Genomic DNA, 12568 nt, shown 5'->3' on the forward strand with positions numbered 1-12568 from the left:
CGAAATGTCCCCTTTGTCTGTTAAGAAAAAAACTATTCCATAAATGGAGCTCTGATTTTTTCTATATCCGCTTTTTGAGCAGCGGTTCCTGCTGGAATTTCGAATAAAACATCACCTTCCAGATAATCAATTTTCTGAAAATCGGTAGAGACACTTACCTTTTTAGCTTTTTTGCCAATTTTTCCGCTACAGGTGTATTTTACCTTGTATTCGGTTGGTTTTATGGTGTAATCTGATTCATACCAAGATCTGTATGGTATTGCGTCTTCAAAATTGTCAGCCGTAAATTTGAATTTTTTGCTTGACATTTTATCTACTTTCAAAGTAACCTCTAAGGTGTCGCATTCGTAAAGTTCTTCAGTTGACAATGTGTAGTTGGTCATATTCATAACCGGTAGCGGTACGAAAACTTTGGTTCCTTCAAATTCAAATTCTCTGACAGTGTCTTTTAATTTGATTCTCTTGTCTTTTTCGTACATTACCTCTTGTCTTACTTTAATTTTGCTTGAACCGTTGTTTTTTACAAAATCAAATACAAAAGCATTTTTTTCTTTAGATTTATCGTTCCAGGTTGCAGGGAAAATGGCATCAATTTCTTTTCCGGATTTACTGGTATTTTTCACATACGGCGTACCCTCCGGTGCAATCATTCTTCCGGAGCTTTTCCAGATCATTTTTCCTTTTGAATCCGGATAACCAACTTCAATAGAAACCTGGCTTACAGGGCTGTCATTTACAATATCGCTGTCTTTGTCCAGTTTGATCAAATCTCCATTTAAAGAAGCAATTACTTGTACTTTAGAAAAATCTTCATCAAGCTGAACTTCAGAAATATACTTTTTAAGATCTTCTTTTGCTTCGGCACCTGATTTTAAAGTCAAAGGAGTTAAACTACCACTAATTTTTGAATCCAAAACTTCAATGGCAGAGAATTTAATTTCATCTGTAAATTGCAGTTCTCTGATTTGAGTTCCTGATTTTAAACTTACTCCAACGTTACCTGATCCTGAAAAAATTCTAAAGAATCCACTCGGCTTTTCAGGAGTTGATGCCGGCGTGAATTGTTTTTCAGGAGCGTCAAAAATATGTTTCTGAACGATTTGAAAAGCAAACTCTCTTTGTTTTGTCAAAAGCGCTTCTTCCACTTTTTTTCTTTCTTCGTTAGAGAATTGACTATCAGTAATGATTTCGCTGACAATACCGCCTTGTGTTAAGATTTTTTCGTACTCATGTTCCCAATTTACATCCACAAAAGACCAGCTTACATTTACTTTTGCAGAAAAGTAAGTGTGTACTTTTTTGACATCTACAGTGGTTTTAATGGTAGTTGTTGGCATATAACCTTTGTATTTGATGCTGTTCTCTACCACCAAATTGTTTGCCCCGGTTTCCAGAGCTCCTTTTACTAATGAAGCACTGTTACGCCCCATTAATACAGACAAAGCGTTGTCTCCTAGTCCAAAAGTACTTCCGTTTCCTTCCCCCTGAATGTTAAAAGTCCACGGATTAGCACCTCCAAAAGGATTGTTTGGAGACTTCTCTCCTACTATATGCATCGCAATTTTGTTCTCAGTTAACTGTATCGGTCTAACGTTTGTTTCGTCAAAATCCCTGTCAACACCTTTTAGATACGAAAACAATCCAAAAAGTTTTGAAGTTCTTTGGTTGTTATAGCTGGTGTGTAATTTTGTTTTCAATTTATCAATAGCCTTTTTTAACTGGGCTTCCGGTAAATCTATTGTACTTGTTAAGGTGGTATAAGCTCCCGCTTCTTCTTCCAGTCCTTCTGCTCCGATTACGGTAGAGGAATCTCCTTCTGATTTAAAAACCTGCATAGAGAATTTGAATCTTCCATCAGGATGTTTGGCAAGGCGTGGCGCCTTTGGGTAATAATAAAACTGCATTGGTAATCCAGCGTCTCTCAATAACATATTGTTGGGATCTGGTGAAAAAAGGACTGCAAAATCTGCTCCATCTTCTTTTTCTAAAAGAATTTCTACTGTTCCGGCTCCTGCATGTGGGTAACCTAGAGGTGTTGGTTGTGACATAATTAAATAATTTAAAATTTTACATTTTTGATTGGCTCATTTTTTGAGTTTCGCCTGGCTCATTTGTTCGAAAAAAGGAACGGTGTAAAATTGTATCATTATAAAATAGAACGTAACAGCACTTTAACCCAAATTTTCAAATAAAATTACCTGCGCAAAAAAGGGTAAATTCCCCCTTGTTGCGTCTTTCCTTTTGAAATAATTTTGTAGATGAGATTTTTAAAAACATGAACCCATTGGGTGTATTTGTTTTTAACACCTATATATGGATAAACATTAATTAATACTAATTTTACTAATTATCACTTTAAAACTAAAAAACATGAAAAACCTTCCAACCAAACCTAATCAGTTAATAACAAGAGAGTTCGCCAAGCAGCTGAACTCCAACTATGCTAATAAAAGAGCGAAAATAATCCGAAAATCAACTAAAAAAGACGATGCAAATGCCATTTGGTATTCATTAGAAGCATTAGAAAGCTATATACAATACATTAAAGAACAAGGAGTTGAGAGCGGTTATGAAGTAGATGGAATCCGATTTTACTTTGGAGTATATCCCGAAGATGAAAAACATGGCGAAAAAGCGGGCCTTACGACACTCTTTCTGGCACCAACAGGCAAAAAAACAAGTTCATCAGTATCCACCCGCAGTGCAGGGAAAATGCAAAGTTTTGCTTCGGCCCCGGAAGAAGATTCCCATGATATCGAAAGTATTTCACCAATGAACTATGGCAACATAGGAAGACCACCTAGCCTAACCTACTAAAAAAAATTATGTTTGAATTTTTAAGATCTTATATCGTCTATTTAGCTTTGCTATCAGGAATCGTCGGGTTAATCTCGTTACCTAAGCTTCCTAGTAATAAAGCTAAATTTTTAGTACTTTTAATCTGGTTTTCAGTACCAATAGAAATAGTTGGCTATTATTTTACGCAATGGACGGGTTTGTTAAATTATTATGTTTATAATTTTTACATGTTCGTTAGTTTCTCAGCCTATATTCTATTGCTCAGAAGCCTTTTACTGAAGCGGGAGAACAGAATTTCTGCGGTACTTTTTCTAGGGTTGTTTGTGGTTTCCTTTTTTTTGAATATTCTGTATTTCAAAGGAAATTTCAATCACTCCTATACCTATAGTTTTGCAACAGGGGTTATAGTCGTTATGATATTGGCTTGTCTCTATTTGGTAGAGATCTTTAATTCAGACAAAATATTAAACTTTAAGAAATCCGTTTTTTTTTGGTACATCTTAGGTATATTGGTTTTTCACGTTCCTTTTTTGCCTTTTATGTTAGCGCTGAACTGGTTCTTAATTAAACAGGATGACTCTATTTTTAGTTTAGTCGTTTTTATTTTAAACTTTCTGGCACACAGTTGTTTTGTAATCGGATTTATATGGAGCGAAAAGAAATACAATTATTAGTCATTTCCTTAGGTATTGTTTTTTTTACTTTACTGGTCACGTTACTGGTGCTCTTTTTTTATTTTTTGAAGAAAAAGAACAAGTATTTGGTTGAAAAAATGGAATCTGAAATGTACTTTCAATCCGAGCTGGTTAAAACCCGGATCGAGATTAAGGATCAGACACTTTGTGAAATCAGCAAAGAACTGCACGACAATATCGGTCAGATTGTTTCGGTGGGTATTATGCAGCTTAATATGTACATACAAACCGGAAAATCAATAAAAAGCAAAGAACTGGCTGATCTTAAGAATGTTTTAGCCAAATCATTGGACGAGATTAGAATTTTATCCAGAATCATAAACAAGGATAATTTATTGCAATCTAACTTTATAGAGGCGATAAAACAAGATCTGGAACGTATAAAAAAGTTAAAACATATACACTATAATTATAAATTTACAGGAGAAATTCCTAAAATCAACCAAGAACATGATTTGTTTATTTACCGTATTTTTCAGGAAGCTTTGCACAACAGTTTAAAACATTCACTCAGTGATTTATACGAAGTGAATATTACAACCACTGCAGATCTTTTTCAGTTAGAAATGAAGGATTTCGGAATTGGCTACGACACCAAAAAAGTCACTTCCGGAATTGGTTTAAACAATATGAAACTGAGAGCTAAACTAATTGGTGCCAAACTAATTATAGAATCGAATACATCCGGAACAAATATAACTTTAGAATATCCTTTAAACACATCCGATGAAAGCAAAAGTTAAAAATAAAATTATCATTGTCGATGATCACTCGCTGTTCTCGCAGTCCTTACAGCTTCTGATCAATAGTTTTAAAGAATTTGACGTGGTCGATCGCTTTGAAAATGGCAAAGTTTTTATAACCTATCTTCAGGAAAACATTGATTCAGAAATAGACTTAATTCTATTAGATGTCAATATGCCCGTTTTAGACGGTCTTGATACAATGAAATGGATCAAAGAAAACAGGCCCGGACTAAAAGTTATAGCACTGTCTGTCAATGATGATGAGGAAATTATCATCAAAATGATTACCAATGGTGCCAGAGGATATTTGCTTAAGGATACTTCGCCTGAAATATTCAAAGAAGCCATGTCATGTGTTATCGACAAAGGCTTTTACTTCACAGAGCTGGTGTCCGGCATGCTGGTAAAAAAAGCTAATGACGATTCTAAAAAAGTAAATCTTAAAGAAAAAGAAATTGTTTTCATAAGACATGCCTGCAGCGAGAAAACCTATAAGGAAATTGCTTCTGAAATGTGTCTCAGCCCTAAAACAATTGATGGTTACAGAGAGTGTTTGTTTGACAAACTCGAAATCAAAACCAGAATTGGTTTAGTTTTATATGCCATTAAACACAAAATTGTTTTGGTTTAAGGACTATTTAAATTCAATTAATTGATCGTTTGGCAAATCATACTCATATAATTTTCTGGTTTCAGTATCTAAGTACAACCATTGAATTATACTGGTATGGTTTTCGAACTCATTAGAAATGCCCAAAATGGTATACGATCGACCGTCTTTATCTCCGCTTTCTATCGAATAAACCAAATTGGCATCCGGGTTTTGAAGGTTTACTTTTACAAGCTCTTTTTTTGAATTTGCCAGATAATATTCTACCAAAGTATACAGATAGTCTTTAAAACTTGTAGAATACTCCTGCTCCTCTGCCCAATAATACTTAATTGGCTTTTTGTGCTTTTTCTTAAAGAGGCTTACACTTCCGTCTTTTATTTTTTTAGACTTTATCAGCCATGCTGTGAAATCCAGTTTTTCCCCATCCCCTGCACTATATGTTGAATCTATTTTCCAGGTTATTTCTAGAATGTCGCCTCTAAGGAATTTATCAGCCCCTTCAAAATTAGTATGCAATGCTACTGTTTCTTTGCCCTTTTTTATCGTAAACAAATTATAATCGCCATTGTCATCATATTCAACATACTCTACTTCATCTGAATATTCTTTTCCTTTATTTAACTGCTCTCCCGGACGAATAGCACTAGAAAAATTCTCTTGCTGAGAAGGCGTTGCAACTTGCTTTTCTTTATTGGTATTCGTTTTTAAAGCGGTTTCAGATGGTGTCGTTTTTTCGTTTTTACAGGAAAATAACAATAAAGCGACTAGTACCAAAGTATATTTCATTTTAGGTTCGGGTTTATGATGTTAAGTTAGTAAACTAAAAGATAATCATTCTACTTCTTTTGATCTATGGCAAAAAAAGCTTGCCGCGAATTTCATGAATTTTCACGAATTATTTTTTTTAAAACTTAGAAATAATCATTTTAATTCTTTTAATCTGTGCCAAAAAAGAAAATAGCTACAGATTGCACTGATTTAAAGGATTTTTTTCTAATTGTGGTTTAACTTAACGCTTAGAATTAGCTTAATAGGTTATTGCTGCAAAAATAGGATTTCCTGCGATTTTATCTCTGCCATTTAAGAACGAAAGTTCCATGAGGAAATTGAACTGTACAATTTCGCCACCAAGTTCCTCCACCAATTCTCCGAGTGCTTTCGCTGTCCCTCCCGTCGCTAAAACATCATCATGTATCAGAACCCGGTCTCCTTTTTTGATGGCATCTGTGTGTATTTCTAAGGTGTCAGTACCGTATTCTAAATCATAAGAAGCCGAAATTGTTGAATAGGGCAGTTTTTTAGGTTTGCGAACGGGTACAAAACCCGCATTCAGTTCCTGAGCCAGCAACATTCCGAAGAAAAAGCCACGACTTTCTGCTCCTATTACTTTGTCAATTGCCTGTCCTTTTAGTGATGCTACTAAAACAGACAAGCATTCTTTTCTGGCAACGGGATCATTTAATAGTGGTGTAATATCTTTAAATAAAATTCCTTCTTTGGGAAAATCTTGAATATCACGTATATAACTTTCGATCTTCATTTTTTTTTGCTTTTATGTTATTTTTTCCTTGTTTATCTCACATTTATATCTATCTTTGCACCCGAAATAAGCGCTCAACAAAGCTAGTAAATTTAGGTGAATTGAGAAACAAAAAGGCCTCGTGGCGCAACTGAATAGCGCATCTGATTACGGCTCAGAAGGTTACTGGTTTGAATCCAGTCGAGGTCACTCTTAAAAAAACGTTAAAACATCAGTTTTAGCGTTTTTTTTATACCTTTTTCTTCCGTTTTATAAGTTTTAACTTATAATTTTAAGCGGTTTGGATGTCCTGTTGGAGTGACTACTCAGGATTCAAACCATACATAACATATTGATTTACAATTAATAGTATTTTTTTTTGTTATATTTATTTTAACAATAATTAATAACAAAATGGAATATAACCAAAAAGATTATACAGGAAAAATTTCACCAAAAAAAGCACAAAAGATACTTAAAGAGGAAGGAATGGATGTAACACTTGAAAAAGCAGAAGAAATATTATACTTTCTTCGAAAGTTAGCTGATATTCAGGTATTGCATTTTTTGGGGAAGAAAGAGAAAAAGGAATGATTATAATACTATAAACAATGACTTACCTACATAAAATTGAGTTTATCATAAATTAAATATCATTTAGTAGACCTAAATAATAATAAAAAGTCCCTGTTGTACACAGGGGCTTTTAATCATGCTTAGATAGAAATAAAAAGTGACAAAATACAACAGGACAAAAAGTTAAAAAATGCGTTTTATTTTGTAACAAAAAAACTACCCATAATCAGGAAATAAATCATATAAAAGATTTATTTAAAAAAATTATATCCAAAGTCAATGATAACTGAGGTTTGTAAAGCATTATTGAGTATATATGATTACAAAAAATTTAAGCAACTTGCATATATGGAGTTTTTTTCGTACATTTGTAATATAAAATCATGAGACAAAAAACTTGTCCTGAACGTTCATCAACTTATTGTACTCTTAGCAGCCTTTTCTTACTTTAATCTAGGAATTGTATACGCATACAAATTTTTAAATCCTGAAGGACATCATAGCCCAACAGAACAATACCAGGCAGAAGCCAAAACAATGCATAATATTACTCTAAAACCTGAAATGAAGATGGAAAAACACACTACAAACAGAGAAACTGCAGCCGGTCAGTTAAAACCTGCAACAATTACAACAGCTAAGAGTACAGTCGAAGTTCATGCATAGTTTTCAAAATATCAAAGGCTGCCTAATGGCGGCCTTTCTTTTTAAGATTAACATTATTTCTTTAATTTTATTTTGTCTCCATTTACTTTCCTGCAGATATTGAATTACTCCATTGCTTTAACATGTTGATTAACAATCAACTCTAATTTTATTCTGAATTTAAATTTTTCTACTCCAATTTAAAATTTGATTCTATAACTACCAAAACATGTATTTCCCACTTTGTTTTTCATAAAGGTTTTTCTCGTTTTTGAATCCCATTGTCTTATTATATTGCTGATCAAAAATATCACCAAATTCTGGAGATGTCTTTAAAGTACCCATATACTTTATTCTTTTATGAATGATTTGTTTTGTTAGAAAACCACCACAGATTTCCAATTCATCTGAACAAGTTATTTTACCATGGAGTTCTTCTCTTAATAATAAGAAATCAATAAATATTTGAGGATTCATTTCTTGTGCTATCAGTGTTAAAATAAAAATCTCTAAGTCGTCATATTTAACTGCCCAAGGATAAATATCGTCCTCTTGGATATTTAATAGATACGATAAATCATTCTGTACTAATCCAAATGAGTTAATGTTAACTATAATCGAGAAACAATTTTTTATTTTTGCTGTATCAATTGTTTCTATCGTTTTACCCTGATTATTTTGAATTACTAATGGCTTTTTTTCAAGTATAATGGTTTCAACGCGAAGTGTTTGCTCATAACCATAACCAATACTTTTTTTAAAATCGTCTTTAATTCTTGTAAAGGCTTTTTCAGGATTTCTAAAAGGCTCCCTAATATTGTATCCTTTTGCTTCAATTATAAATGCATTATCTTTCCAGATGATTAATATGTCCTGCTCGCATCCATCGATAAAATAACTTTCAACAACTTTTACATCATCTCCGAGAAATTTTTTAAATAAATCTATTATATTATTTTCTAGCAATTTTCCTTTTACCTTTAAATACTTATCTAGTCTTTCGGGTAATTTTGTAACTTGTTTTTCAAGCCAGTTGTTAATTGAATGAATTACTTGCTTTACTTCAAAAACCTGATACATTCCATTCTCAAGATCCAGTATTGGAAAATCATAAAGAGGGTTTCCTGGGTTAGTTTCTGTATAATATAAAAATGATCTTTCTTCTCTTTGTATTGAAAAGATTTCGAGTAACTTGTTAATTGTATCAAGTGACAAATCCTCCGTTACAAGTTCTTCAGGATAAAATCGGTCCTTCATTCCATTATCAATCATGTATTTAGACATTACTTCATAATGTGGAGGTATACTTTGTCTAAAAAAATCCGGAAGACTTTCGTCCATTCCAGATTTTATTTTAGTATACTTATCCCAATCTTTTCTAAGTAATTCCGGATTGGTGCTAAAACCTTGAAAATTATTTTGAACAACTTTGTCTAAACTTTCATAAAACAAGATAAAATCATTAGTCCTTAAGCCATATTCATCAATTAGAATAGTATCAAAATTGGTAAATAAATCAATTACCCAATTCATTATTTGTTCTTCAAAATTTAATGGCCCTTGATTGAAATATGACAAAAACGAGGGAATGGCTACGCCTCTTACTTTTTTCCATTCAACAGCATCGGTGTTTTCATCATATTCAATAAGTGAAACGAAATATTCATTTTCTATTTCATTCAGAAGTTTTACAATTTCATCCCATTTTCCCTTATTATAGTATTGGTCACTGCCATTCTCTTTATTCGTAGAAATACAAAGTCCCGCCAAATAATAAAGCTGTCTCATTGGAGATGAAAGCTTTCCAAGCTGATCTGGGGCTCTTTCTCTTCCGCTGTGTATTAAGGATGACAAATCACCTAAAAGCCATTGCGCATCATAAGTTGAAATTAATTCTTTTAGTTTTTCAGATTTTTCTTTTAAACTCATATGTTTTTTGGAGCAAATGATTATATATTCTTAATCTATACAAATAAATTGAAAATTTGACTGTAAATTATGATAAATAAAATAAACAACAATACGTATTTATACTGCTTTTAATGTTTTATACAAGAAATTTAGGAATACTTTAAATCATCCATATTTTGAATTTTATAATTGGACATTTGAAAAAGTAAGCAAATAAATTTTGAACAGAAAGAGTTTTCAATCATCATGCTGATATGTCCGAAAAAAGATATCAATCCCCAACAGGACATCCAAACCAAAATACTAAAGCCATTCAAAGACAGACTTTACAAATAGTAAGCCAATATCTTCAAATCTTCCATAAAATGATTTGAAATTTGCCCGTTAGAGGTCACTAAAGGAGACAACTAGACAATAGTTGTCTCTTTTTTTATGTACAAATATGTAGACTTTTCAAGCCTTCACAGGGATCAGGGATCAGGTGTAAAAGTTGGGGATTAGGCAAAAAGATTGTCATTCCGAAGAATGAAGAATCACACTAGAAATTCCACACAGTATGTCACCAATCACTGTCGAATTACGTATGTGATTTCTCGTACCTCGAAATGACAAGTTGATCCAAATTTTGAATTACATTGAACTTGGCAATCTGTCAGCTTCAGTTTTGTTACGATTAAAACGATAAATTACAGTTAGGTTTACATATCTTCCTTGCGATTTAAATTCTGATTCCAAATAATACGATGACGTTTTGGTTTGGCTTTTTCTGATTTGAGAATCAAAAAGGTTGTTTACATTTAAAGTTACAGACATTTTTTCTTGAAGAAAATCTTTACTCAAACCTAAATTTGCACTGTATTGCGGTTCTGTAAGTGTCTGCACGCCTTGATTTTTTCCGCGGTATCTGAAACTAAAATCTCCTGAAATAATCTTAGGAAATTTGACTACAGAACGAAAATTCGACAACCAAGTCTGATCTTCGGCATTGTAACTTACACCTTTATATTCTCCGTTTTGTTTAAATTGATAATAATTAAAATCTAAAGACAAACGAAGCCATTTTGCCGGGTTATAAGTTGTGGAAACTTCCGCGCCGTAACGATTCTCTGTACCAAGATTTATGGGAGTATTTACAAAATAATTTTCATCAGTACGTTCTAGAATGTATTCAAAAAAATTGGTTGTATGCTTGTAGTAGACTGACGGATTGATGCTGAATTTTCCAGGTTTTGCTAAAATAGTAAACTCAAATGAATCGGTGAACATTGGGTTAAGATCTGGGTTTCCAACAGTTAAGTTTCTTAAATCTGAAAGTCCGGAAAACGGATTCAGCTGCCAAAATCTAGGTCGGTTTATTCTTTTGCTGTAGCTTAATTGCAAGTCAGTTTTTGACGTTAAGTTGTAAACCAAATGTACAGTCGGAAACAAATTGATATAATTTTTACTGTTATTGAAAGTGTTTTTTCGATCAGAAATTTTGATGTCTGATAATTCAGAACGTAAACCCAATAAATAATTAAATCTTTTTATTTTGCTTCCAAATTGAAAATAAGCGCTGTATAAGTTTTCGTCGTATTTCAATTTATTTGTGAATTGCTCTTCAAGCATATCATCCAAAATAGTATAATAATCGCTTCTTATCGCTCTCAAATCACTTCTGATTCCCATTTCAATTTTAGAGTTTTCACTAATCGGATTTACAAAATCTGATTTTATAAAAATATCGTTACTGCTTTCAATATCATTGGTATACAAATTAGAAACCGGCGATCGGTCAGGAAGCATTCTTTGTTGGTCGATGTATTGATTTTCGTCATCATTCCAAAAAACATATTGTAAACTTGAAGTCCATTTTTTGTCTTTTTTGTCAAATGTCTTAGCATAATTCAATTCTAAAACATTGTAAATCTGAGGCTCTACGTATTTTTGAGATCTCGAAATAATACTATCTGTTGCATTGTTTGCATCAGAATAATTGTAATTGTATTTAGTATTTTCTCTGTTGGTATTTTTAGAACGATAGTAACTTCCTGTCAAAGTATTTTTATCATTGATGTAATAATCTCCTCCAACGTAGAAACTTACTGTACTATAGTTTCGCTTATTATCATCATATTGATTTAAAAATGTCGTAACACCATTATTGTTGTTTATTTGAAATTGCTTATTGTAGCCATAAACATTCAGGTCACGATATCCGATATTCGAAAAAAGATTCATTTTTTCTGTTTTATAACTCACATTGGCATTCATATTATAGTTTTCAGGATGTCCGATTGCAGCTTGAAGTGAACCGTTAAAACCTTTTAAACTATTTTTTTTCAAAATAATATTAATAATTCCGGCGCCTCCTTGTGCTTCATAAGCCGCAGACGGATTAGTGATAACTTCTACTTTTTCGATATTCGCAGCCGAAATCTGCGACAAACCATTGTTCGCTGCCAAAATCGATGGTTTTCCGTTAATTAAAACCGTAACGCTGTTGTTTCCTCTAAGGCTTACAACGCCGGCAACGTCTACATTTACAGAAGGAACATTATTTAAGATATCGTTGACAGAACCTCCGTGAGACAAAATGTCTTTTCCAACATTGAATACTTTTTTATCCAATTTAAGATCGACGGCCGATTTTTCGGCCACAACATTTACTTCTTCTAATTGATGAACTTCTTCATCCAAAGAAACATTTTGAACCAAGTCCTGATTCATTTTAAAACTCTCTGAAATAAAGGTTTTATAAGATAGGAACTCAACGTTTAATTGGTAATTTCCGGAAATGCTTTTTAAGTTATAATTTCCGTTTTCATCAGAAGCAGTTTCTTTTACTTTTTGAGATGATGATAACAAAGTAATTGTTACATATGGCAAAGGCTGTTTTGTTTTAGCGTCTACAACTTTTCCTTTGATTGTAAATTCTGGTGATTGTGCAAAAGCAGCGAATCCGAATAATAATAATGCTATTAGTAATTTGAATGGTTTCATTTTGATTGATTTTAAAATTTGAAGCAAAACTCTTTAATAAATCCGATCAAAATTTTCACGCATGATATACGGGCAATTATGA

11 protein-coding genes and 1 tRNA gene are annotated in these 12568 nt (G+C 32.6%); 7 read left to right on the forward strand and 5 right to left on the reverse strand.

What is annotated here, in order from left to right; translation table 11 throughout:
• Positions 1 to 32: 32 nt before the first annotated feature.
• Positions 33 to 2048: a hypothetical protein gene (locus G3A47_RS18645; protein WP_166925122.1), complete on the reverse strand. Its 2016-nt coding sequence runs from the start codon at positions 2046 to 2048 to the stop codon at positions 33 to 35.
• A 322-nt stretch (positions 2049 to 2370) separates the two neighbouring features.
• Between G3A47_RS18645 and G3A47_RS18650 the strand changes: the two genes are divergently transcribed.
• From G3A47_RS18650 to G3A47_RS18665, 4 genes are read left to right on the forward strand one after another with little or no spacing between them, the layout of a single operon-like run.
• Complete coding sequence (locus G3A47_RS18650) at positions 2371 to 2817, forward strand: jacalin family lectin (protein ID WP_166925124.1); 447 nt, start codon at positions 2371 to 2373, stop codon at positions 2815 to 2817.
• A gap of 8 nt (positions 2818 to 2825) precedes the next feature.
• Entirely contained in the window at positions 2826 to 3473 is a 648-nt protein-coding gene (locus tag G3A47_RS18655) for a hypothetical protein (protein WP_166925126.1), read from the forward strand.
• On the forward strand, positions 3446 to 4237 hold the full coding sequence (locus G3A47_RS18660; RefSeq protein ID WP_166925128.1) for a sensor histidine kinase: 792 nt from the start codon (positions 3446 to 3448) through the stop codon (positions 4235 to 4237). Before G3A47_RS18655 ends, G3A47_RS18660 begins: the two co-directional genes overlap by 28 nt.
• On the forward strand, positions 4221 to 4871 hold the full coding sequence (locus tag G3A47_RS18665; RefSeq protein WP_166925130.1) for a response regulator transcription factor: 651 nt from the start codon (positions 4221 to 4223) through the stop codon (positions 4869 to 4871). The genes G3A47_RS18660 and G3A47_RS18665 overlap by 17 nt, the downstream gene beginning before the upstream one ends.
• 3 nt (positions 4872 to 4874) lie before the next feature.
• On the opposite strand, the gene G3A47_RS18670 is transcribed toward G3A47_RS18665, so the two are convergent.
• Together G3A47_RS18670 and G3A47_RS18675 are read right to left on the reverse strand one after the other, a co-directional pair.
• Positions 4875 to 5639 (reverse strand): hypothetical protein, encoded by a 765-nt coding sequence (locus G3A47_RS18670; protein ID WP_166925132.1) that lies wholly within the window; start codon positions 5637 to 5639, stop codon positions 4875 to 4877.
• A gap of 241 nt (positions 5640 to 5880) precedes the next feature.
• Positions 5881 to 6393 carry an adenine phosphoribosyltransferase gene (locus G3A47_RS18675; protein WP_166925134.1) on the reverse strand — a complete coding sequence of 171 codons (513 nt, stop codon included), beginning with the start codon at positions 6391 to 6393 and terminating at the stop codon, positions 5881 to 5883.
• A gap of 115 nt (positions 6394 to 6508) precedes the next feature.
• Here G3A47_RS18675 and G3A47_RS18680 point away from each other — a divergent pair.
• From G3A47_RS18680 to G3A47_RS23965, 3 genes are all read left to right on the forward strand, one after another.
• Positions 6509 to 6582: transfer RNA gene (locus G3A47_RS18680), tRNA-Arg, on the forward strand.
• 204 nt (positions 6583 to 6786) lie between these two features.
• Positions 6787 to 6966, forward strand: a complete 180-nt coding sequence (locus G3A47_RS18685) for a hypothetical protein (protein ID WP_166925136.1) — start codon at positions 6787 to 6789, stop codon at positions 6964 to 6966.
• Between the two features lie 519 nt (positions 6967 to 7485).
• On the forward strand, positions 7486 to 7614 hold the full coding sequence (locus G3A47_RS23965; RefSeq protein WP_256371227.1) for a hypothetical protein: 129 nt from the start codon (positions 7486 to 7488) through the stop codon (positions 7612 to 7614).
• Between the two features lie 198 nt (positions 7615 to 7812).
• On the opposite strand, the gene G3A47_RS18690 is transcribed toward G3A47_RS23965, so the two are convergent.
• Positions 7813 to 9522 (reverse strand): hypothetical protein, encoded by a 1710-nt coding sequence (locus G3A47_RS18690; RefSeq protein ID WP_166925138.1) that lies wholly within the window; start codon positions 9520 to 9522, stop codon positions 7813 to 7815.
• 612 nt (positions 9523 to 10134) lie between these two features.
• On the reverse strand, positions 10135 to 12486 hold the full coding sequence (locus tag G3A47_RS18695) for a TonB-dependent receptor domain-containing protein (protein WP_166925140.1): 2352 nt from the start codon (positions 12484 to 12486) through the stop codon (positions 10135 to 10137).
• Positions 12487 to 12568 lie beyond the last annotated feature (82 nt).

It is taken from the genome of Flavobacterium poyangense (assembly GCF_011751075.1).
GTDB lineage: Bacteria > Bacteroidota > Bacteroidia > Flavobacteriales > Flavobacteriaceae > Flavobacterium > Flavobacterium poyangense.

Excerpts from the sequence above, each read along its gene's own strand:
- G3A47_RS18645 (WP_166925122.1), bottom strand. The coding sequence starts at position 2,048 with ATGTCACAACCAACACCTCTAGGTTACCCACATGCAGGAGCCGGAACA.
- G3A47_RS18650 (WP_166925124.1), top strand. The coding sequence starts at position 2,371 with ATGAAAAACCTTCCAACCAAACCTAATCAGTTAATAACAAGAGAGTTC.
- G3A47_RS18655 (WP_166925126.1), top strand. The coding sequence starts at position 2,826 with ATGTTTGAATTTTTAAGATCTTATATCGTCTATTTAGCTTTGCTATCA.
- G3A47_RS18660 (WP_166925128.1), top strand. The coding sequence starts at position 3,446 with ATGGAGCGAAAAGAAATACAATTATTAGTCATTTCCTTAGGTATTGTT.
- G3A47_RS18665 (WP_166925130.1), top strand. The coding sequence starts at position 4,221 with ATGAAAGCAAAAGTTAAAAATAAAATTATCATTGTCGATGATCACTCG.
- G3A47_RS18670 (WP_166925132.1), bottom strand. The coding sequence starts at position 5,639 with ATGAAATATACTTTGGTACTAGTCGCTTTATTGTTATTTTCCTGTAAA.
- G3A47_RS18675 (WP_166925134.1), bottom strand. The coding sequence starts at position 6,393 with ATGAAGATCGAAAGTTATATACGTGATATTCAAGATTTTCCCAAAGAA.
- G3A47_RS18685 (WP_166925136.1), top strand. The coding sequence starts at position 6,787 with ATGGAATATAACCAAAAAGATTATACAGGAAAAATTTCACCAAAAAAA.
- G3A47_RS23965 (WP_256371227.1), top strand. The coding sequence starts at position 7,486 with ATGCATAATATTACTCTAAAACCTGAAATGAAGATGGAAAAACACACT.
- G3A47_RS18690 (WP_166925138.1), bottom strand. The coding sequence starts at position 9,522 with ATGAGTTTAAAAGAAAAATCTGAAAAACTAAAAGAATTAATTTCAACT.
- G3A47_RS18695 (WP_166925140.1), bottom strand. The coding sequence starts at position 12,486 with ATGAAACCATTCAAATTACTAATAGCATTATTATTATTCGGATTCGCT.